Below are 20,292 nucleotides of genomic sequence, written 5' to 3'. Positions count from 1 at the left end.
TACTAAAAAAATCCTCGATGGAATATACCGAGGATTTTGAAGTACCATTTTTTAAAGACCCATCATGCTCATGGTACCCATTTCACTACCACCTTGGTGCATATCGCCGCCGTGACCGCCGCCTCTATGTCCAAAGCCGCCCATTCCACGCCCGCCTTTACCCATGCCATGCATTCCGAAGTTATTATCGCCAAGAAGCGCTTCTAACTTTGCAGAATCCTTTTCGTTTATTTCCATTATTAGTTCTTGTGTTGTTTTATCAGTGGCTGAAATTCCTAGATCTTTCGCTAATTTCACTAACTTCTTCTCCATCACTTCTTGTGCTAGTTGTTGTATGGTTTTCCCATCAATCGTGATATTATATTCCTTTGCATCTGCTTTTACCTTTGCCTTATAAACCTCTTGGGCAACTTCATTGATTTCCTTTCCTTCTATACTTATGCCTAGGTCGCCAGCCTCTTTCTTAATTGTGGCTGTATATACTTCCTGAGTAAGGGTGGTTAGGTCCTTCCCTTCAGTAGTTATACCAAGTTCCTTGGCTTTCTTATTGATTTCAGCTTGTCTGATATCCTGTCTTAATGTTTCTACATCTTTATCAACCGTTGTAACACCCAGCTGTTCCGCTTTCTTCTTAAGCTCCGCTAAACGTATTTCTTGCTTTAAGATCTGTGCATCTTTTCCATCCGTTTTAATATCTAATGCCTTTGCCTTTTTTTGTAGGTGTGCTAATTGAACTTCCTGTGCAAGAGTATCTAGGTCTTTGTCAGCCGTTTTGATTCCTAATTCTTCTGCTTGTTGCTTAATTAACGCCTCTTGGATTTCAGGCATCAAGGTTTCCGCATCCTTGCCGCTTGTTTCAATTCCTAAACCCTTCGCCTTGTCTAGTAAATCCTCTGAATTCATCCCTTTATGTCCGAATCCCTTCATACCCTTAAAGCCCTTCATAAAACTTTCAACCTTTGTATTTATGCTGTTCGTCCCTTCATCGTTTGCAAACGTGGTGGATGCGTATCCACCTAGCAATAGTACACCAGCTACTGTTAAACCTACTACTGACCTTTTCATTTATAATTGCCTCCTTGTTATTTAAAACTTCTAGGCTCATGTACTAGCTGAACCTTGTACCATTACTATAACGCCCATAAATGTCAGGAAGATGTCATAATACATTTTTTTAAAAATAATCCCAGCCCACCTCTGGGGTAAATTACTGTAACAATCCGGACCTAATTGTGCCCGTAAATCTGCCAATCCTAAATTACGGTAACTATCCGGACCTGATTGTGCCGGTAAATCGAGCAATCTTAAATTAAGGTAACTATCCTGAACTGATTGTGCCAGTAAATCGGGCAAACGCAAAAAAAGACCCCCAACCGTATTGGTTGAGAGCCTTTGAAGTGTTGAAGATTAACGTTTAGAGAACTGAGGTGCACGACGAGCGCCTTTAAGTCCGTATTTCTTACGTTCTTTCATACGTGGGTCACGAGTTAATAGACCTGCACGCTTTAATGTTGGACGATATTCAGGATCAACTGTAAGTAATGCGCGAGCAATACCATGACGGATTGCGCCAGCTTGACCAGTGTATCCACCACCGCTTACGTTTACAAGAACATCGTAGCTACCTGTTGTTTCAGTAGCAACTAATGGTTGGTTTACAACCATACGTAAAGCTGCAAATGGGATATACTCTTCGATGTCACGACCGTTAATTAGGATTTTACCTGTACCTGGAACTAAGCGCACGCGTGCGACAGAGCTCTTACGACGACCAGTACCAATATATTGAACTTGTGCCAAGTTAATTCCCTCCCTCTTTATTAACCGCGAAGTTCGTAAACTTCAGGTTGTTGTGCTTGGTGCGGATGTTCGCTGCCAGCATATACGTGTAATTTTTTGAATGTTTGACGGCCAAGAGAATTCTTTGGAAGCATACCTTTAACAGCAAGCTCGATCATTTTCTCAGCATAGTTCGTACGCATTTCAAGAGCAGTTCTAGTTTTTAAACCACCTGGGTGCATAGTGTGACGGTAGTAGATCTTGTCAGTTAATTTCTTACCAGTTAATTCAACTTTAGAAGCGTTAAGAATGATGACATGATCACCAGTGTCAACATGTGGTGTAAAAGTTGGTTTATTTTTACCGCGTAGGATTGCTGCTACTTCAGAAGCAAGACGTCCAAGAGTTTTGCCTTCAGCATCAATCACGTACCATTTACGCTCGATATTGTTGGCGTTAGCCATAAACGTTGTACGCATGAATTTCCCTCCTAATTTAACTCCATTAAAGATTATTTTTCGCACCATCATAAGCGGTTATCGTTCGTTCTGTTCCGGGAATAAACGACAAGGCCATTGTGCGGTCAATTTTTAGTATCATATATTTTCAATCACGATGAAGACTTTCCGGGGCTTAATCGTGGGATTAAAAACACAACCATATAATATAATAAATTCTTTCGTGCAAAATGTCAAGAAAATGTTACACTAGGTTCAGTTGTTATATGAGAAACGTTTAATAATAAACATTCCAAAGATATAAACCTTGTCCAGGTACGGTTTTGCCTGCATAGCTACGATCCTTTTTTTCAAGGATCTCCACGATTTCTGGCGGTTTTCGTTTTCCTGAGCCAACCTCTAGTAAAGTTCCGACTAAAATTCTGACCATATTATATAAAAATCCATCCCCGACAAAACGGAAGCTAATTTGTTCGCCATCCTGTAAAATCTCAATTTCCTCGATTGTTCTAACCTTATCTTCTACATCCGTTCTTGCAGAACAAAAACTAGAAAAATCGTGGGTACCAAGTAAATATTGGCATGCCTCTTTCATATCTTTAAGATTCAAAGGATACGGATAATGTACAGCATAATTGCGTTGAAATGGATCCCTTTTCGAAGATTGATAAAGAAAATAACGGTATTCCTTTCCACTAGCATCGAAACGAGCATGGAAGTTCGTGTCTACTTTTACCACGGATAGCACAGAGATATCCTCAGGAAGCATTGAATTTAAGGCTGCCACCCACTTTTCCTCAAGAAGAGACAATGGGGAATCAAAATGAATGACCTGTCCTTTTGCATGGACCCCGGCATCCGTTCTTCCAGAAGCCGTTATTTTTACATTCCTGCCCTTATGCATCTTGGCTAAAGTGGCCTCAATCTGGCTTTGAACAGTACGTTTATTTGGCTGGACCTGATAACCAGAGAAACCAGATCCATCATAGGAAATAATACATTTATAGCGAATCATGTTTTAACTCCATCATGAACGTAATAGGATTAATAATAGTGTTAAAATGGCAAGAATCAAAAGTTGAAACGTGTCAGAAAGTTTCCAACTCAACAACCGGTATTTAGTTCTTCCTTCACCACCGCGGTATCCTCTTGCTTCCATAGCAATAGCAAGTTCCTCAGCGCGCTTAAACGAACTTATAAATAGCGGGATGAGTAATGGGATGACAGCCTTTATTCTCTCCTTTACAGGACCACTGGAAAATTCCACACCACGAGCTATTTGTGCTTTCATAATTTTATCCGTTTCTTGCATAAGTGTTGGAATAAACCTTAAAGAAATAGACATCATTAAAGCCATTTCATGTACAGGGAATCGGATTTTTTTCAAAGGATGTAATAGTGTTTCCAACCCATCTGTTATTTCTATCGGAGTGGTTGTTAATGTAAGCAGACTCGTCATCAAGATTAAGAAAAAGAATCTCATTGAGATAAAGATACCTTGTCTGACACCTTCTTCATAAATCTTTATTGGACCAAGCTGATATAATAAACTTCCCTCTTTGGTAAAGAAAACCTGTAATAGCAAAGTGAATAAAACTAACCAAAGCACAGGTTTTAACCCAGCATATAAAAAGCGGAAGGGAATTCTGGATAAGCCAAGCATTAAAAAGGTATAAATACCAATAAGTGCATAGGTAAAAAAATTGTTCGCCAAAAATATAATACAAACGAATAAGAAAATGATGATAAGCTTTGACCTAGGATCCATTCGGTGGATTGAACTATCTGCAGGAACGTATCTTCCAATTATCATTTTTTCCATCATACTGGTGCACCTCTTAACAGTTCTGCAACAGCAGTAGTTAATTCTTCTATTGAAAGAAAGGTTTTCCCTAGCTGAATCCCCAATTTATCTTCTAGTTTCCTTTGAAAGCGAACTACTTCTGGTACATCGAGCCCCATTTCTACAAGGTCCGTTATAGAGGAAAAGATTTCAACAGGTGTACCTTGTTTTACGACATGTCCTTCCTGCATAATGACGATTTGATCGGCATACTTGGCAGCATCTTCCATGCTATGGGTTACAAGGATAGTAGTCAGATTTCTCTCCTTGTGGAGAGTATAGAACATATCCATAATTTCTTTACGACCACGGGGATCCAAACCAGCTGTTGGCTCATCCAGCACCAGGCAATCCGGATCCATTGCAAGAACACCCGCAATTGCAACACGGCGCATTTGTCCTCCTGACAAATCAAATGGAGACTTTTCTAATATCTCCTCATGTAGACCAACTTGTTTTAAAGCAAGTCGTGCTCTCTTTTTTGCTTCACCTTCTGAGACACCAAAATTCATTGGCCCGAAAATGATATCCTTTTCAACCGTTTCCTCGAATAGCTGATGCTCAGGAAATTGAAAAACGATGCCGACTTTTTGCCTAATCTCTCTTAGATTCTTATTTTTTTGTTTCGCTTTGACCTCATGTTTACCAATGACAACCATTCCCTCAGTCGGCATTAACAAGGCATTTAAATGCTGCAAAACAGTGGACTTTCCCGAACCCGTATGGCCAATTAATGCCATATAAGTTCCAGTTGGAATGTCAATGGACACATCTTTAATCGCCAAACGCTCAAATGGGGTATTTGCTTGGTACCGGTACTCTATATTTTGGAGCGAAATGTCCATAGCTCATTCACCAACTCTTCTTCTGATAAATAGTGCTTTGATAAATTAATTCCTTTTCGGCGGAATGCATTACTCATTTTTATAGAAAAGGGGATATCAAGCCCTAAGTGAACCAATTCTTCATCTAATGAGAAAATCTCTTCAGGATTACCCTTGCGATAGACCTCGCCTTTGTTCATTACAATAATTCTATCAGCCTTCGCAGCTTCTTCCAAATCATGTGTAATCGAAATAACAGTAAGGGCTTTCTCTTCCTTTAAAGCTCTAACTGTTTCCAATACTTCTCCTCTACCTTTTGGGTCGAGCATTGATGTTGCCTCATCTAAAATAATGATAGACGGTTTTAATGCAAGTACGCCTGCAATTGCAACTCGCTGCTTTTGTCCGCCAGAAAGATGGTGAGGCTCTTGGTTAAGAAATTGATCCATTTTAACTTTTTTTAAAGAGTCCCCTACCCTTAAGATCATATCATCCCTAGGAATTCCATGATTTTCTAAACCAAAAGCCACATCGTCCTGTACAGTTGTACCAACAAACTGATTATCAGGATTTTGAAAGACCATTCCTAATTTCTTTCGTATCTCCCAAATGGATTCATCATTTAAACGAATTCCACAAACTGTAATCTCGCCCTGTTGGGGAAATTGCAGTCCATTTAACAGCTTTGCCATGGTTGATTTTCCGGATCCATTATGACCGACAATGGCTAACCATTCACCTTCATAAATATCAAAACTTACTTTATGAAGCGCATTTCGCTCTTGACCTTCATAATGAAAAGACACTTCATTTAAGGAAATAATGGTCTTTCGCATAAAAGTATTTCTCCTCTCATCTCTGCTATTCTATCTGTGCTAAGCTCTAGGAATACAAAAAAAGCCTGCACCTCACCCCGGGCAGCTGAAGAGTAAATCTGCCATTTAAACGGGATTTCTAAAATAGAAAAAGGAGGAGGTGCATGAGCTAGACGAGACGTGAAAAAGATAAGTAAAAGACTTACATTCATCTCTCCAAGGAGAAGAAAAAAATCCTCAAGTGCCCTTAGTCATAAGGGTCACGCTCATCATAACGCTCTTTTTGGCTTGGTTCGTAATTTATAAAATTATTATACAGAAAAAGGGCTCAAGAACAAGTTTGTAACGAAAACTGTCCAGCGCCCTTGTTGTCTGTTAAAGGTATTAAACTAACTCGATGATTACCATTGGTGCACCATCGCCGCGGCGTGGTCCAATTTTCATAATACGAGTATATCCACCTTGGCGCTCTTGATAACGAGGAGCGATGTCAGTGAAAAGTTTTTGTAGTGCATCAGTACCTGTTTCAGCATCAGCAACTTCATTACGAACGTAAGAAGCAGCTTGACGGCGAGCATGCAAGTCACCACGTTTACCTAAAGTAATCATTTTCTCAACAGTACCGCGAATTTCCTTCGCACGAGTTTCTGTTGTTTCAATGCGCTCATTGATGATTAAATCTGTAGTTAAATCACGAAGCATAGCTTTACGCTGTGCGCTTGTGCGTCCTAACTTTCTGTATGCCATGAAGGGTTCCCTCCTTTGTTGAAGTCATTAAAACGAATTAGTTATAGTGTATAGAAAGACTTAATCAGTCATCCTTACGTAAGCCTAATCCAAGCTCTTCTAGTTTAGCCTTCACTTCTTCAAGTGATTTACGGCCTAAGTTACGAACTTTCATCATATCTTCTTCAGTCTTATTCGCTAATTCCTGAACAGTGTTGATTCCAGCACGCTTTAAGCAGTTATATGAACGAACGGATAAATCAAGTTCTTCGATCGTCATTTCAAGGACTTTTTCTTTCTGATCCTCTTCTTTTTCGATCATAATCTCAGCATTTTGCGCTTCATCAGTTAGCCCAACGAAGATATTTAAATGCTCGGTTAGAATTTTCGAACCAAGAGCAATTGCCTCTTTTGGCCCAGTGCTGCCATCTGTCCAAACATCAAGCGTTAACTTATCATAGTTAGTCATTTGACCAACTCGAGTATTTTCTATCTGATAGGATACACGAGAAACAGGAGTGAAAATAGAATCAATTGGAATAACGCCAATTGGTTGATCTTCACGCTTATTTTGCTCAGCAGGTGTATAACCACGACCACGCTTAGCCGTTAAACGCATACGAAGATGACCACTTGAAGATAATGTAGCAATATGAAGATCTGGGTTTAAAATTTCAACATCACTATCATGAGTAATATTTCCTGCTTTAACCGGTCCTTCACCCTGAACATCAATTTCAAGAGTTTTTTCTTCATCAGAATAGATTTTTAAAGCTAATTTTTTAATGTTTAAGATAATGGATGTTACATCCTCTACGACGCCTTCTATTGTTGAGAACTCATGAAGTACCCCATCGACCTGAATCGATGTAACAGCGGCACCAGGAAGTGAAGATAATAGGATACGACGTAAGGAGTTACCCAAAGTGGTACCATATCCACGCTCAAGTGGCTCTACGACGAACTTCCCGTACTTGGCATCATCGTTGATCTCAACCGTTTCGATTTTTGGTTTTTCTATTTCGATCATCAAATAACCCTCCTTCAAAACGTCGAAACCTCGATTAGTTTATTTCTAATCGAAATTCCCCCATGTATACGTTCCCGTTTTGTGCACAACAACTGGAATAATTCTTCTGTATGACCTACAAAACTTCAGTATCATATCCCATTATAGACAGGGATTTCAATGTCTATACAGAAAAATTAAACACGACGGCGTTTTGGTGGACGGCATCCGTTATGAGGTACTGGAGTAACGTCTTTAATAGCAGTTACTTCAAGACCTGCAGCTTGTAAAGCACGAATAGCAGCCTCACGACCTGCACCAGGTCCTTTAACTGTAACTTCTAGAGTTTTCATACCGTGTTCAATAGATGTCTTAGCTGCAGTTTCAGCTGCCATTTGTGCTGCGAATGGAGTAGATTTACGAGAACCTTTAAATCCAAGCGCACCAGCACTAGACCAAGAAATTGCATTACCATGGACATCAGTAATAGTTACGATTGTATTGTTAAATGTTGAACGGATATGTGCAATACCTTGTTCAATATTCTTTTTAACACGACGTTTACGTGTATTAGTTTTACGTGCCATTTAAATAACCTCCTTTGCCGATTACTTCTTCTTGTTCGCAACAGTCTTACGAGGACCTTTGCGTGTACGAGCGTTGTTTTTCGTGTTTTGTCCACGAACCGGTAACCCACGACGATGACGTAATCCGCGGTAGCAACCAATCTCCATTAAACGCTTAATGTTAAGAGAAATTTCACGGCGAAGGTCACCTTCAACTTTTAATTTGTCGATGATATCACGGATTTTGTTTAGTTCGTCTTCAGTTAAATCACGCACTCGAGTATCTTCAGAAACACCAGCATCTGCTAATACTTTTTGTGCAGTATTTTTACCAATACCATAAATGTAAGTTAAAGAGATAACTACACGTTTTTCACGTGGAATATCTACACCAGCAATACGTGCCATAAATGAGCGCACCTCCTTCAAGATTAACCTTGTTTTTGTTTATGTTTAGGGTTTTCACAGATAACCATGACTTTACCGCGTCTACGGATAACTTTGCACTTTTCGCAGATCGGTTTAACAGATGGTCTTACTTTCATTATCCTAACCTCCTTAGTAATACGGAGTGCAAGCAATTATTTAAAGCGGTAAGTAATTCTTCCGCGTGTTAAGTCATATGGAGAAAGCTCGACAGTAACTTTGTCACCCGGAAGGATGCGAATGAAGTGCATTCGGATTTTACCAGAAACATGAGCTAGCACGGTATGACCATTTTCTAATTCTACCTTAAACATTGCATTTGGCAAAGTTTCAATGACTTTACCTTCAATTTCAATTACATCATCTTTGGCCATTAACTCGTCTCCCTTCTCAATTCAATTATTAGGTTCGCAAATGTATAGCAAATACTTTTCTTAGGTACAAAACAATAGCAACCTTTTAATATTAACATAATGTTCGACTTCTGTCCGCAAGTATATTAGTGGAATTTCATTTTCCACATGTAAGTCTTGCCCAACTCTCGGTCCTACATACTCTGTACAATAGAAAAGCCATTTACATCTACATACTTTTGAAACTTATTGAAGAGATGCTCGAGAGTCGATCTTACCTTTAAATGTGTGGTCATTAACGTAAGTCCCCGACCAATTGCTGGATATCTGCAAATACTTTTTTAATGTCCTGTTGACCATCAATTGTACGCAAGTAACCTTTTGTTTCGTAAAAAGTAAGCAATGGTTCTTGTTGTTTGATATTGACGTCTAATCTGTTTTGAACGGTTTCTGCATTATCATCTGCTCGTTGGTAGAGTTCTCCACCACATTTGTCGCAAGTGCCCTCTTTTGCAGGAGGGTTAAATACTAAATGATAGGTTGAACCACATTCTTTACAGATACGACGACCAGTCAAACGATCCATTAAGATACTTTTATCAACATTAATATTGATTACGTAATCAATCTTTTTATCTAAGTCAGATAAAAGATTTTCCAATGCTTCTGCTTGAGGTACCGTTCTAGGAAAGCCATCAAGTAAAAAGCCACTTTTACAATCTTCTTTACTTAAACGTTCACGAACAATGCCGATTGTTACTGCATCAGGAACAAGTTCGCCTTTGTCCATGAAAGACTTAGCTTCTAACCCTAGTTCTGTTCCTTCTTTCATCGCTGCACGGAACATATCTCCAGTAGAGATATGAGGGATGCCGTATTGTTCGACGATTTGTTCGGCTTGAGTACCTTTTCCAGCACCCGGTAGCCCCATTAATACTAAATTCACACGTGTTCCCCCTCGTGCTATTTATGGGTTTAGAGGGAACGATGTCCCCTAAACCTTATTATTTAATAAAACCTTTATAATGACGTTTAACTAGCTGTGCTTCAAGCTGTTTCATCGTATCAAGCGCTACACCCACAACGATCAAAAGACTTGTTCCCCCAATTTGAGCTGATTGCGGAAGGTTCGCTACTGAAATAAAGATAATAGGAAGAACCGCAATAACTGTTAAGAAAAGTGCACCAACAAAGGTTAAACGATACAATACGCGAGTTAAGTATTCCTGTGTACTCCTGCCTGGTCTAATACCAGGGATATAACCACTTTGCTTTTGTAAGTTTTCTGCTGCCTGTTCAGGATTAACCTGAATGAAAGCATAAAAATACGTAAACGCAATAATCAGAGCAGCGTATAGCGTCATCCCAATTGGGTGGGAATAATCAAATACTCTTATAATCCATACAGTTACATCATTCGTTGGAAAAAAGGATGCAACGGTTCTTGGGGTTACAATAAAAGAAACTGCAAAGATTACAGGGATAACTCCAGCAGCATTAACCTTTAACGGCATATGCGTGGATTGTTGTCCACCTGCATTGCGACCGTTGATTGATTTCTGTTTTGCATACTGAATTGGAATTTTTCTTGTTGCTTGTTGAATGAAAATGGTACCAACAACAATTGCGATAACTGCTAGGAGAATTAAAAGAACCGTAACAATACGGAGGAATAATTGCTCACCAGCATTCTCAAACTGCTGTACATAGATCTGATTGACTGTGTTAGGAATACTTGCAACGATCCCTGCAAAGATAATGATGGAAATACCATTTCCTACACCCTTTTCAGTTATTTGCTCACCTAACCACATCAAAAAGGCAGTACCGGCAGTTAAAACAACTGCGATTAATAAGTAAGTACCAATTCCAGGATTTTGGATCAACTGACCACTTGACATAGTATTGAAGCCATAAGACATGCCGATAGCTTGAATAAAGCCAAGAACAATCGTGAAATATCGAGTAAACTGTGCTAATTTCCGACGTCCAGCGTCACCCTGCTTTGACCATTCCGTAAATTTCGGAACTACATCCATTTGTAAAAGCTGAATAATAATGGAAGCAGTAATATAAGGCATAATTCCCATAGCAAGGATGGAGAAGTTTTGTAACGCTCCACCGCCAAAGGTATTTAAAATACCAAATACACTTAATTTATCTTGTGCTGCCAATATTTCAGCATTTACATTTGGGACAGGGATAAAACTGCCTAATCGAAAAACGATTAACATTAAAAGAGTGAAAATAATTTTTCTTCTAATTTCAGCCACGCGCATAAAATTGGAGATTGTCTGGAACATTAGATCACCTCAGTAGTTCCACCTACAGCTTCAATTGCTTCTTTGGCGGTAGAGGAGAATTTATGAGCTTTAACAGTAAGTTTTTTCTCTACGTTCCCTTTTGCAAGAATTTTAATTCCTGCTTTTTCGTTCTTCACAATACCAGTTTCAATTAGAAGTTCTGGAGTAACTTCTGTACCCTCTTCAAACTGGTTAAGAACGTCAAGGTTTACAATTGCAAATTCTTTACGGCTGATATTTGTAAATCCACGTTTTGGTAAACGACGGAATAAAGGTGTTTGACCACCCTCGAAACCTAGACGGACACCACCGCCGGAACGAGCATTTTGACCTTTATGACCTTTACCAGCAGTTTTTCCTTGACCAGAACCGATACCACGTCCTAGACGTTTACGTTCTTTACGAGAACCCTCAGCAGGCTTTAATTCATGAAGTTTCATATTGGCACCTCCTTATGAAAGAAAACAATCAATTATTGTTCTTTTACTGTTACAAGGTGAGCGACTTTCGTAATCATACCGCGAATTGCAGCATTATCTTGGTGCTCAACTGTTTGATTTAATTTACGTAAACCTAGAGCAGTAACTGTCGCGCGTTGGTCTTCAGGACGACCAATTACACTGCGGTTGAGGGTAATTAATAGTTTGTTTGCCATTTGATTTCCCTCCTTATCCTAGCAGTTCTTCTACTGATTTACCACGTAATTTTGCTACGTCTTCAGCACGTTTTAATTGTTTTAAACCATCAATTGTTGCACGTACCATATTAATTGGAGTGTTAGTTCCTAATGATTTAGAAAGGATGTCTTGTACCCCGCCTAATTCAAGAACAGCACGGACTGGACCACCAGCAATAACTCCTGTACCTTCAGAAGCAGGCTTTAGAAGAATTTCACCAGCACCAAATCGTCCAATTACTTGGTGAGGAACAGTAGTTCCGACCATTGGTACTTCGATTAAGTTCTTCTTCGCATCCTCAATTGCTTTACGAATCGCATCTGGTACTTCTTGAGCCTTACCAGTACCGAAACCTACATGACCGTTTTTATCACCAACTACTACTAGAGCAGAGAAGCGAAAACGACGGCCACCCTTAACAACTTTGGCTACACGGTTTACCGTTACAACGCGTTCTTCTAGTTCAAGTTTGTTTGGATCAATACGACGTATCATTATATGTGTCCCTCCTTTATCTATTAAAATTGTAGGCCGTTTTCACGAGCAGCATCAGCTAATGCTTGAATACGTCCATGGTAAAGGTATCCTCCACGGTCAAAAACAACTGCAGTGATACCTTTTTCTACCGCACGTTTAGCGACTAATTCACCGACCAACTTCGCAGCATCAACGTTGCTTGTAGATTCTAGGTTAAGATCTTTTTCCATAGTAGAAGCACTTGCTAGTGTTACTCCACTCATGTCATCGATTAATTGAGCATATAAATGCTTGTTGGAACGAAACACATTTAAACGCGGACGAGCTGCAGTACCGCTAAGCTTCGAACGAACACGAGCATGTCTTTTTTTCCGACTAGCATTTTTATCAAGCTTCGTAATCATTTACGTCACTCCTTTCGTTTACCTAAGCGGCATTACTTACCAGTTTTACCTTCTTTACGACGAACAAATTCGCCTTCGTAACGAATTCCTTTACCCTTATACGGTTCTGGAGGACGAACTTGACGAATATTGGCAGCTAACGCGCCAACACGTTCTTTATCAGTACCTTTGATGGTAATCTTTGTATTAGCAGGTACTTCAATTTCAAGACCAGCTTCTGGTTCAAACTCAACTGGATGTGAATACCCAACGTTCAATACAAGCTTATTGCCTTGCTTTTGAACACGGTATCCAACCCCGATAAGTTCTAATTTCTTTTCGAAGCCCTTGGAAACACCTTCGACCATGTTCGCGAGTACCGCACGTGTAGTACCGTGCAATGCGCGGTGTTCTTTCATATCAGATGGACGAGTAATTGTAACTAGGTTCTCTTCAATGTTAATTGCCATATCGGGACTAAAAGAGCGAGTAAGTTCGCCTTTAGGTCCTTTAACTGTAACAGTCTCATTATTTAAAGTAACTGTTACTCCTGCAGGGATTTCAATAGGTTTTTTTCCTACGCGAGACATTTAGTGCACCTCCATTCATTCAGAAACTATTTTACCAAACGTAAGCTAATACTTCTCCGCCAACTTGTTTAGCACGAGCTTCTTTATCTGTTATAACACCATTTGAAGTTGATACTAGTGCGATACCAAGACCATTAAGGACACGTGGTACCTCAGTAGATTTTGCATAAACACGAAGTCCAGGCTTGCTTATGCGCTTAAGACCTGTGATAACACGTTCATTATTAGAACCGTACTTTAAGAAGATACGGATAATACCTTGCTTGTTGTCTTCGATAAATTCTACATCACGAACGAAGCCTTCACGCTTTAAGATTTCAGCGATTTCTTTTTTAATATTAGAAGCAGGCACTTCTAACTTTTCGTGACGCACCATATTCGCATTACGAATGCGAGTAAGCATATCAGCAATCGGATCTGTCATGACCATTATTTTTACCTCCTTCCCAGACTTGGGGTTTACCAGCTAGCTTTTTTGACACCAGGAATTTGTCCTTTGTATGCTAATTCACGGAAACAAATACGGCAAAGCTTAAATTTACGGTATACAGAGTGCGGACGGCCGCAACGTTCACAGCGAGTGTACTCTTGAACCGGATATTTAGGCGTGCGTTTTTGTTTCGCTATCATTGACTTTTTAGCCACGTTTTCGCCTCCCTTATTTAGCGATTACTTTTGGAATGGCATTCCAAATTGTGTTAACAGTTCACGTGCTTCTTCATCAGTGTTAGCAGTCGTTACGATAACGATATCCATTCCACGAACCTTCGTTACTTTATCGTAATCAATTTCAGGGAAGATTAATTGTTCTTTAACACCCAAAGTATAATTACCGCGACCATCGAATGATTTTTTAGAAACACCACGGAAGTCACGAACACGAGGTAAAGAAACTGAAACTAATTTATCCAAGAATTCGTACATGCGCTCACCGCGAAGTGTAACTTTTGCACCGATTGGCATACCTTCACGAAGACGGAAACCAGCGATGGATTTCTTCGCACGAGTTACAACAGGTTTTTGACCAGTAATGGTAGCTAGTTCTTCAACAGCATTATCTAATGATTTTGCGTTTGCAACTGCGTCACCAACACCCATATTAATTACAATTTTATTAAGTTGTGGTACCTGCATTACAGATTTATAGTTGAACTTGCTCATTAGAGCAGGAGTAACTTCTTTAACAAATTTTTCTTTTAGGCGGTTCATACATAGTACCTCCCTTCTTATTTAAACTATTTATTTATCTAGTACTTCACCGGATTTGGCCACGCGTACTTTTTTGCCATCAACATTTGTATAACCTACACGAGTTGGGTTACCAGACTTAGGGTCGATAGGCATAACGTTTGATACATGAATTGGTGCCTCAAAGCTCAAAATTCCGCCTTGTGGATTCACTTGAGAAGGTTTAGCGTGTTTTTTTACGATGTTAACACCTTCTACTAGTACACGGCTATCTTTAGGATAGGCTGCTAGGATTACTCCTGTTTTGCCTTTATCCTTACCGGAGATAACTCTTACTTTGTCACCCTTTTTAACATGCATTCGTAAGCACCTCCTTAAAGGCATTTGAATTTAAATTATAGTACTTCTGGAGCCAAGGAAACGATTTTCATAAAGTTGCTGTCGCGTAGTTCACGAGCAACAGGTCCAAAGATACGTGTTCCACGTGGGCTCTTATCATCCTTGATAATTACACATGCGTTTTCATCAAAACGAATGTATGATCCATCAGGTCGACGAGCACCGCTTTTCGTACGAACGATAACAGCTTTAACAACGTCACCCTTTTTAACAACGCCACCTGGTGTTGCTTGTTTCACTGTACAAACGATAACATCACCAATACCCGCAGTTTTACGGCCAGAACCACCAAGAACTTTAATGGTAAGTACCTCACGAGCACCTGAGTTATCAGCAACTTTTAAACGTGATTCTTGTTGAATCATGTGTGTAACCTCCCTTCGGAATGATACTTATCCGAACAATTAAATAATAACTGCTGTTTCTGTAATTTCAACTAAACGGAAACGTTTTGTAGCTGAAAGTGGACGAGTTTCCATGATACGGACGATATCGCCAATCTTTGCTTCATTTTGCTCATCATGAGCCTTAAACTTTTTAGAGTATTTAACGCGTTTACCGTATAATGGGTGCTTTTTGTAAGTTTCGACTAAAACGGTAATCGTTTTATCCATTTTGTCAGAAACGACACGCCCAGTGTAAACTTTGCGTTGATTACGTTCACTCATTTTGTGAACCTCCTCTCGGGTTTTTACTTGTTAAAGCTTATTTCTCTCTCACGAATCACAGTTTTCATGCGAGCAATCGCTTTGCGCACTTCACGAATGCGAGCTGTATTTTCAAGTTGACCAGTCGCTAATTGGAAGCGAAGGTTGAAAAGCTCTTCTTTTAAAGATTTAACTTTTTGTTCAATTTCGGCAGTGGTAAGGTCTTTAATTTCATTAGCTCTCATTTGATTCACCACCAATTTCTTCACGTTTTACAAACTTACATTTGATTGGAAGTTTGTGCATAGCAAGACGTAACGCTTCACGTGCTACTTCTTCAGAAACACCAGCGATTTCAAACATTACTTTTCCTGGTTTAACAACAGCCACCCAACCTTCAGGTGCTCCTTTACCAGATCCCATCCGCACCTCAAGAGGTTTAGCCGTATATGGCTTATGTGGGAAGATTTTAATCCAAACTTTACCGCCACGTTTCATGTAACGAGTCATTGCAATACGGGCAGCTTCAATTTGGCGGTTAGTAATCCAAGAAGCTTCAGTTGCTTGTAGGCCGAATTCACCGAATGTTACTTCAGTGCCACCTTTTGCGATACCACGCATTTTTCCACGGTGTTGACGGCGATATTTTACGCGTTTTGGCAATAACATATTATTTGCCTCCTTCCGCAGATTTCTTCTTAGTAGGAAGGACTTCTCCCTTATAGATCCATACTTTTACACCAAGCTTACCAAAAGTAGTATCAGCTTCAGCATGAGCATAGTCGATATCAGCACGAAGAGTATGAAGTGGAACAGTTCCTTCGCTATAGTGTTCTGAACGAGCAATATCTGCACCGCCTAGACGACCTGATACCATTGTTTTAATTCCTTTAGCTCCAGCACGCATAGCACGTTGGATAACTTGCTTTTGTGCACGACGGAATGATACACGATTTTCTAATTGACGAGCAACATTTTCAGCAACTAATTTCGCATCAAGATCAGCTCTCTTGATTTCAAGAATGTTGATGTGAACTCGTTTGCCAGTTAATTGATTTAAAGCTTTACGAAGTGCTTCAACTTCAGTACCGCCTTTACCGATAACCATACCAGGCTTAGCAGTATGAACTGTTACATTCACACGGTTTGCTGCACGTTCGATTTCAACTTTAGATACAGAAGCATCCTTCAAACGTTTCGTGATGTATTCACGAACTTTAAGGTCTTCGTGTAAAAGTTCAGCGAAGTCTTTGCCAGCGTACCATTTAGATTCCCAATCTTTAATGATCCCGATACGCAAACCGACTGGATTTACTTTTTGACCCACAGATTATCCCTCCTTCTTTTCTGATAGAACGATTGTGATGTGGCTAGTGCGCTTGTTGATTTGACTTGCACGACCCATTGCGCGCGGACGGAAACGTTTCAACGTTGGTCCTTCATCTACAAAAGCTTGAGTAACTACCAAGCTATTAACGTCCATTTCATAATTATGCTCGGCATTTGCCATAGCTGATTTTAATACTTTCTCTACGATTGGAGAAGCAAACTTTGGTGTATGATTTAAAATCGCCACCGCTTCACCAACTTGCTTTCCTCGAATTAAATCTACGACTAAACGTGCTTTACGAGGAGCAATACGAACTGTTCTTGCAACAGCTTTAGCTTGCATTTAGATGCCCTCCTCTCTTAACGTCTGGTTTTCTTATCATCATTACCGTGACCTTTGTAAGCACGAGTTGGAGCAAATTCTCCAAGCTTGTGTCCTACCATGTCTTCAGTAACATAAACAGGCACATGTTTGCGACCATCATATACAGCTATAGTGTGACCGATAAATTGTGGGAAGATCGTAGAACGACGTGACCAAGTTTTAACAACTTGTTTACTTTCAGTTTCATTTAACTTTTCGATCTTAACTATTAAATGATCATCAACAAATGGTCCTTTTTTAAGGCTGCGACCCATGGATGAACCTCCCTTCGTGATTGGTCTACGGCCAATCGCTTGAACCGTAGTACAACCCCGTTATTTTTTACGACGACGTACAATAAACTTGTCGGATTTATTCGTTTTCTTACGAGTTTTGTATCCAAGAGTTGGTTTACCCCATGGAGACATTGGTGATTTACGTCCGATTGGTGAACGTCCTTCACCACCACCGTGTGGGTGATCGTTAGGGTTCATTACAGATCCACGAACAGTTGGGCGTTTGCCTAACCAGCGTGAGCGTCCAGCTTTACCGATGTTGATAAGTTCGTGTTGCTCATTACCTACTTGACCAACTGTTGCACGGCATTCAGCAAGAATCATACGAACTTCACCGGAATTTAAACGTACTAATACGTATTTTCCTTCTTTACCAAGAACCTGTGCAGAAGTACCAGCAGAACGAACTAATTGTCCACCCTTACCAGGTTTTAATTCAATGTTGTGTACCACTGTACCAACTGGAATGTTTGAAAGCGGAAGTGCGTTACCTACTTTAATATCAGCCTCTGGGCCTGACATTACTTCCAAACCTACTACTAGGTTTTTTGGAGCTAGGATATAACGCTTTTCACCATCTACATAATTGATTAGTGCAATATTTGCAGAACGGTTTGGATCATACTCGATAGTGGCAACGCGTCCTGGAATGCCATCTTTGTTACGTTTAAAGTCAATAATACGATATGAACGCTTATGGCCGCCACCTTGATGACGAACAGTTAACTTACCTTGGTTATTACGGCCGCCTTTTCTCTTTATTGGAGCCATTAGAGATTTTTCTGGTGTGCTAGTTGTGATTTCTGCGAAATCAGAAACTGTCATACCGCGACGACCATTGGAGGTAGGTTTGTACTTTTTAATCGCCATGTTTATTCCCTCCTCTTCTTAATAGAATTTATGCTTCGAAGAATTCGATTTCTTTGCTATCAGCAGTTAATTTTACAATTGCTTTACGACGTTTATTTGTGTAACCACCGAATTTACCCATGCGCTTGAATTTACCTTTATAGTTCATGATGTTAACTTTTTCAACTTCAACGCCAAAGATTTCAACAATCGCATCTTTAACTTGAGTTTTGTTAGCTCTCACATCAACTTCAAACGTATATTTCTTTTCAGCCATAAGGTCAGTAGAACGTTCAGTGATAACGGGGCGCTTAATGATATCGCGTGCATCCATTATGCAAGCACCTCCTCTACTTTTTCAACTGCAGCTTTCGTCATGATTAATTTATCATGATTTACTACGTCCAACACATTGATTCCATCAGCTGTTACAACTGTTATACCAGGAATGTTACGAGCAGAAAGTGCTACATTTTCATCAAGGTCAGCAGTAACGATAAGTGCTTTTTTCTCTACAGAAAGTCCACCTAGTACTGTTTTGAAATCCTTTGTTTTTGGAGCATCGAAAGCAAGGCTTTCTAATACTAATACATTTTCTTCTAATACTTTAGATGAAAGTGCAGATTTAATCGCTAAGCGACGTACCTTTTTAGGTAATTTGTAGCTGTAGCTGCGTGGTGTTGGTCCGAATACAATACCACCTCCGCGCCATTGTGGAGAACGGATTGATCCTTGACGGGCACGACCTGTACCTTTTTGACGCCATGGTTTACGTCCACCGCCGCGTACTTCAGAACGAACTTTTACTTTATGAGTTCCTTGACGTAATGAAGCTCTTTGCATAACAATCGCTTCAAATAACACGTGTTGGTTAGGTTCGATACCAAATACTGAATCATTAAGTTCGATATCACCGACTTGTGATCCGTTTTGGTTAAATAATGAAACTTTAGCCATTCTTTTGCTCCTCCTTTCTTATGAAGATATTACGCTTTTACCGCAGCTTTAATCTTTAATAATGCTTTTTTAGGTCCTGGAACATTACCTTTGATTAGCAGTATGTTACGTTCAACATCAACCTTAATGATTTCAAGATTTTGAACAGTAATTTGTTCTCCGCCCATGCGACCAGGTAATAATTTACCTTTGAAAACACGGTTTGGAGCAACAGGTCCCATTGAACCTGGACGACGGTGGTAACGTGAACCGTGAGCCATTGGGCCGCGTGATTGTCCGTGGCGTTTAATTACACCTTGGAAACCTTTACCCTTTGAGATTCCTGTTACATCTACAATATCGCCAGCAGCGAAAATATCAACTTTGACTTCTTGACCAACTTCATATCCTGTCACGTCAACTCCGCGAAATTCGCGAATGAAGCGCTTAGGAGTAGTGTTTGCCTTAGCAACATGTCCTTTTTCTGGTTTGTTTGCTAACTTATCACGTTTGTCTTCAAAACCAACTTGAACAGCTTCATATCCGTCGCTTTCAACTGATTTCTTTTGAAGTACAACGTTCTGAGCAGCTTCTACAACAGTAACCGGAATTAAGTTGCCGTTTTCTGCAAATACTTGAGTCATACCAATCTTTCTTCCTAAGATTCCTTTGGTCATTTAAGTCACACCTCCTATAGAATTTGTTTATTTATTTTTTCTTAAAGTTTAATTTCGATATCAACACCGGATGGTAAATCTAAACGCATTAACGCATCAACTGTTTGTGGAGTTGGGTTAACGATGTCGATTAGACGCTTATGAGTCCGCTGTTCAAATTGTTCACGAGAATCTTTGTACTTATGAACCGCACGAAGGATCGTGTAGATTGACTTCTCAGTCGGAAGTGGAATCGGACCAGAAACGGCTGCACCTGAACGCTTTGCTGTTTCTACGATTTTTTCTGCAGATTGATCAAGAATTCTGTGATCATAAGCTTTTAAACGAATACGAATCTTTTGTTTTGCCATTATTTTCCCTCCTTTATTCGCCTATTTT

At 39.9% G+C, this 20,292-nt stretch carries 37 protein-coding genes; all 37 read right to left on the bottom strand.

Annotation, left to right across the window (positions count from 1 at the left end; genetic code table 11):
* Positions 1 to 51 precede the first annotated feature (51 nt).
* The 37 genes from V7124_RS10615 to rpsJ all read right to left on the bottom strand — a co-directional run bounded on the left by V7124_RS10615 (position 52) and on the right by rpsJ (position 20,264).
* Entirely contained in the window at positions 52 to 1,065 is a 1,014-nt protein-coding gene (locus V7124_RS10615; protein ID WP_335488787.1) for a hypothetical protein, read from the bottom strand.
* A gap of 36 nt (positions 1,066 to 1,101) precedes the next feature.
* On the bottom strand, positions 1,102 to 1,359 hold the full coding sequence (locus V7124_RS10610) for a hypothetical protein (protein WP_335488784.1): 258 nt from the start codon (positions 1,357 to 1,359) through the stop codon (positions 1,102 to 1,104).
* Between the two features lie 48 nt (positions 1,360 to 1,407).
* A complete protein-coding gene (rpsI, locus tag V7124_RS10605; RefSeq protein ID WP_132096546.1) occupies positions 1,408 to 1,800 on the bottom strand; it encodes a 30S ribosomal protein S9 in 393 nt (130 codons plus the stop codon).
* 20 nt (positions 1,801 to 1,820) lie between these two features.
* A complete protein-coding gene (rplM, locus tag V7124_RS10600) occupies positions 1,821 to 2,258 on the bottom strand; it encodes a 50S ribosomal protein L13 (RefSeq protein ID WP_045516499.1) in 438 nt (145 codons plus the stop codon).
* 256 nt (positions 2,259 to 2,514) lie between these two features.
* Entirely contained in the window at positions 2,515 to 3,252 is a 738-nt protein-coding gene (truA, locus tag V7124_RS10595) for a tRNA pseudouridine(38-40) synthase TruA (protein ID WP_335416008.1), read from the bottom strand.
* A 12-nt stretch (positions 3,253 to 3,264) separates the two neighbouring features.
* The gene (locus V7124_RS10590; RefSeq protein WP_335416004.1) at positions 3,265 to 4,062 is read right to left on the bottom strand and encodes an energy-coupling factor transporter transmembrane component T family protein; all 798 of its coding nucleotides are present in this window, start codon (positions 4,060 to 4,062) and stop codon (positions 3,265 to 3,267) included.
* Positions 4,059 to 4,925, bottom strand: coding sequence for an energy-coupling factor ABC transporter ATP-binding protein (locus tag V7124_RS10585; RefSeq protein WP_335488779.1), 867 nt, complete (start codon positions 4,923 to 4,925; stop codon positions 4,059 to 4,061). The genes V7124_RS10590 and V7124_RS10585 overlap by 4 nt, the downstream gene beginning before the upstream one ends.
* Positions 4,901 to 5,740 carry an energy-coupling factor ABC transporter ATP-binding protein gene (locus V7124_RS10580; RefSeq protein WP_335415997.1) on the bottom strand — a complete coding sequence of 280 codons (840 nt, stop codon included), beginning with the start codon at positions 5,738 to 5,740 and terminating at the stop codon, positions 4,901 to 4,903. The genes V7124_RS10585 and V7124_RS10580 overlap by 25 nt, the downstream gene beginning before the upstream one ends.
* Positions 5,741 to 6,103: 363 nt before the next feature.
* The gene (gene rplQ / locus V7124_RS10575; protein WP_335415994.1) at positions 6,104 to 6,466 is read right to left on the bottom strand and encodes a 50S ribosomal protein L17; all 363 of its coding nucleotides are present in this window, start codon (positions 6,464 to 6,466) and stop codon (positions 6,104 to 6,106) included.
* Between the two features lie 64 nt (positions 6,467 to 6,530).
* A complete protein-coding gene (locus V7124_RS10570) occupies positions 6,531 to 7,475 on the bottom strand; it encodes a DNA-directed RNA polymerase subunit alpha (protein ID WP_335415990.1) in 945 nt (314 codons plus the stop codon).
* A 176-nt stretch (positions 7,476 to 7,651) separates the two neighbouring features.
* Positions 7,652 to 8,041 (bottom strand): 30S ribosomal protein S11, encoded by a 390-nt coding sequence (gene rpsK, locus V7124_RS10565; protein ID WP_335415987.1) that lies wholly within the window; start codon positions 8,039 to 8,041, stop codon positions 7,652 to 7,654.
* Between the two features lie 21 nt (positions 8,042 to 8,062).
* Positions 8,063 to 8,428, bottom strand: coding sequence for a 30S ribosomal protein S13 (gene rpsM, locus V7124_RS10560; RefSeq protein ID WP_090767670.1), 366 nt, complete (start codon positions 8,426 to 8,428; stop codon positions 8,063 to 8,065).
* Between the two features lie 23 nt (positions 8,429 to 8,451).
* On the bottom strand, positions 8,452 to 8,565 hold the full coding sequence (gene rpmJ, locus V7124_RS10555; RefSeq protein WP_000868344.1) for a 50S ribosomal protein L36: 114 nt from the start codon (positions 8,563 to 8,565) through the stop codon (positions 8,452 to 8,454).
* A 36-nt stretch (positions 8,566 to 8,601) separates the two neighbouring features.
* Positions 8,602 to 8,820 (bottom strand): translation initiation factor IF-1, encoded by a 219-nt coding sequence (gene infA, locus V7124_RS10550; protein ID WP_007085268.1) that lies wholly within the window; start codon positions 8,818 to 8,820, stop codon positions 8,602 to 8,604.
* 274 nt (positions 8,821 to 9,094) lie between these two features.
* A complete protein-coding gene (locus tag V7124_RS10545; RefSeq protein ID WP_335415978.1) occupies positions 9,095 to 9,745 on the bottom strand; it encodes an adenylate kinase in 651 nt (216 codons plus the stop codon).
* A gap of 58 nt (positions 9,746 to 9,803) precedes the next feature.
* On the bottom strand, positions 9,804 to 11,102 hold the full coding sequence (gene secY / locus V7124_RS10540) for a preprotein translocase subunit SecY (RefSeq protein WP_335415975.1): 1,299 nt from the start codon (positions 11,100 to 11,102) through the stop codon (positions 9,804 to 9,806).
* Entirely contained in the window at positions 11,102 to 11,542 is a 441-nt protein-coding gene (rplO, locus tag V7124_RS10535) for a 50S ribosomal protein L15 (RefSeq protein ID WP_335415972.1), read from the bottom strand. The genes secY and rplO overlap by 1 nt, the downstream gene beginning before the upstream one ends.
* 32 nt (positions 11,543 to 11,574) lie before the next feature.
* Positions 11,575 to 11,757 carry a 50S ribosomal protein L30 gene (rpmD, locus tag V7124_RS10530; protein WP_034676120.1) on the bottom strand — a complete coding sequence of 61 codons (183 nt, stop codon included), beginning with the start codon at positions 11,755 to 11,757 and terminating at the stop codon, positions 11,575 to 11,577.
* 13 nt (positions 11,758 to 11,770) lie between these two features.
* Complete coding sequence (rpsE, locus tag V7124_RS10525; protein ID WP_335416040.1) at positions 11,771 to 12,271, bottom strand: 30S ribosomal protein S5; 501 nt, start codon at positions 12,269 to 12,271, stop codon at positions 11,771 to 11,773.
* Positions 12,272 to 12,297: 26 nt separating this feature from the next.
* Positions 12,298 to 12,660 (bottom strand): 50S ribosomal protein L18, encoded by a 363-nt coding sequence (gene rplR, locus V7124_RS10520; RefSeq protein ID WP_335415968.1) that lies wholly within the window; start codon positions 12,658 to 12,660, stop codon positions 12,298 to 12,300.
* Between the two features lie 32 nt (positions 12,661 to 12,692).
* Positions 12,693 to 13,229, bottom strand: coding sequence for a 50S ribosomal protein L6 (gene rplF, locus V7124_RS10515; protein ID WP_335415965.1), 537 nt, complete (start codon positions 13,227 to 13,229; stop codon positions 12,693 to 12,695).
* Between the two features lie 31 nt (positions 13,230 to 13,260).
* Positions 13,261 to 13,659, bottom strand: a complete 399-nt coding sequence (gene rpsH / locus V7124_RS10510; RefSeq protein WP_034676109.1) for a 30S ribosomal protein S8 — start codon at positions 13,657 to 13,659, stop codon at positions 13,261 to 13,263.
* A gap of 29 nt (positions 13,660 to 13,688) precedes the next feature.
* Complete coding sequence (locus V7124_RS10505) at positions 13,689 to 13,874, bottom strand: type Z 30S ribosomal protein S14 (RefSeq protein ID WP_009791316.1); 186 nt, start codon at positions 13,872 to 13,874, stop codon at positions 13,689 to 13,691.
* 24 nt (positions 13,875 to 13,898) lie between these two features.
* Positions 13,899 to 14,438 (bottom strand): 50S ribosomal protein L5, encoded by a 540-nt coding sequence (gene rplE, locus V7124_RS10500; RefSeq protein WP_335415958.1) that lies wholly within the window; start codon positions 14,436 to 14,438, stop codon positions 13,899 to 13,901.
* 30 nt (positions 14,439 to 14,468) lie between these two features.
* The gene (gene rplX / locus V7124_RS10495) at positions 14,469 to 14,777 is read right to left on the bottom strand and encodes a 50S ribosomal protein L24 (RefSeq protein ID WP_335415956.1); all 309 of its coding nucleotides are present in this window, start codon (positions 14,775 to 14,777) and stop codon (positions 14,469 to 14,471) included.
* 35 nt (positions 14,778 to 14,812) lie between these two features.
* The gene (gene rplN, locus V7124_RS10490; protein ID WP_335415953.1) at positions 14,813 to 15,181 is read right to left on the bottom strand and encodes a 50S ribosomal protein L14; all 369 of its coding nucleotides are present in this window, start codon (positions 15,179 to 15,181) and stop codon (positions 14,813 to 14,815) included.
* Positions 15,182 to 15,220: 39 nt separating this feature from the next.
* A complete protein-coding gene (rpsQ, locus tag V7124_RS10485; RefSeq protein WP_335415950.1) occupies positions 15,221 to 15,484 on the bottom strand; it encodes a 30S ribosomal protein S17 in 264 nt (87 codons plus the stop codon).
* A 23-nt stretch (positions 15,485 to 15,507) separates the two neighbouring features.
* The gene (gene rpmC, locus V7124_RS10480) at positions 15,508 to 15,708 is read right to left on the bottom strand and encodes a 50S ribosomal protein L29 (RefSeq protein WP_132096513.1); all 201 of its coding nucleotides are present in this window, start codon (positions 15,706 to 15,708) and stop codon (positions 15,508 to 15,510) included.
* The gene (gene rplP, locus V7124_RS10475) at positions 15,698 to 16,132 is read right to left on the bottom strand and encodes a 50S ribosomal protein L16 (protein WP_090767633.1); all 435 of its coding nucleotides are present in this window, start codon (positions 16,130 to 16,132) and stop codon (positions 15,698 to 15,700) included. Before rplP ends, rpmC begins: the two co-directional genes overlap by 11 nt.
* A gap of 1 nt (position 16,133) precedes the next feature.
* A complete protein-coding gene (gene rpsC, locus V7124_RS10470; RefSeq protein WP_335415939.1) occupies positions 16,134 to 16,790 on the bottom strand; it encodes a 30S ribosomal protein S3 in 657 nt (218 codons plus the stop codon).
* Positions 16,791 to 16,793: 3 nt separating this feature from the next.
* Positions 16,794 to 17,135, bottom strand: coding sequence for a 50S ribosomal protein L22 (rplV, locus tag V7124_RS10465; RefSeq protein ID WP_090767626.1), 342 nt, complete (start codon positions 17,133 to 17,135; stop codon positions 16,794 to 16,796).
* Between the two features lie 17 nt (positions 17,136 to 17,152).
* Positions 17,153 to 17,431: a 30S ribosomal protein S19 gene (gene rpsS / locus V7124_RS10460; RefSeq protein ID WP_090767623.1), complete on the bottom strand. Its 279-nt coding sequence runs from the start codon at positions 17,429 to 17,431 to the stop codon at positions 17,153 to 17,155.
* Between the two features lie 60 nt (positions 17,432 to 17,491).
* On the bottom strand, positions 17,492 to 18,322 hold the full coding sequence (gene rplB, locus V7124_RS10455; protein ID WP_335415930.1) for a 50S ribosomal protein L2: 831 nt from the start codon (positions 18,320 to 18,322) through the stop codon (positions 17,492 to 17,494).
* A 28-nt stretch (positions 18,323 to 18,350) separates the two neighbouring features.
* Entirely contained in the window at positions 18,351 to 18,635 is a 285-nt protein-coding gene (gene rplW, locus V7124_RS10450; protein ID WP_034676080.1) for a 50S ribosomal protein L23, read from the bottom strand.
* A complete protein-coding gene (rplD, locus tag V7124_RS10445) occupies positions 18,635 to 19,258 on the bottom strand; it encodes a 50S ribosomal protein L4 (protein ID WP_335415926.1) in 624 nt (207 codons plus the stop codon). Before rplD ends, rplW begins: the two co-directional genes overlap by 1 nt.
* A 29-nt stretch (positions 19,259 to 19,287) precedes the next feature.
* Positions 19,288 to 19,914 carry a 50S ribosomal protein L3 gene (gene rplC, locus V7124_RS10440; RefSeq protein ID WP_335415922.1) on the bottom strand — a complete coding sequence of 209 codons (627 nt, stop codon included), beginning with the start codon at positions 19,912 to 19,914 and terminating at the stop codon, positions 19,288 to 19,290.
* A 41-nt stretch (positions 19,915 to 19,955) separates the two neighbouring features.
* Entirely contained in the window at positions 19,956 to 20,264 is a 309-nt protein-coding gene (gene rpsJ / locus V7124_RS10435) for a 30S ribosomal protein S10 (protein ID WP_289341755.1), read from the bottom strand.
* Between the last annotated feature and the right edge of the window lie 28 nt (positions 20,265 to 20,292).

Source organism: Neobacillus niacini (genome assembly GCF_036961885.1).
Classification (GTDB): domain Bacteria; phylum Bacillota; class Bacilli; order Bacillales; family Cytobacillaceae; genus Neobacillus; species Neobacillus niacini_H.
The sequence above is the reverse complement of the archived record's forward strand: the minus strand, read 5'-3'. Positions and strand labels throughout refer to the sequence as shown.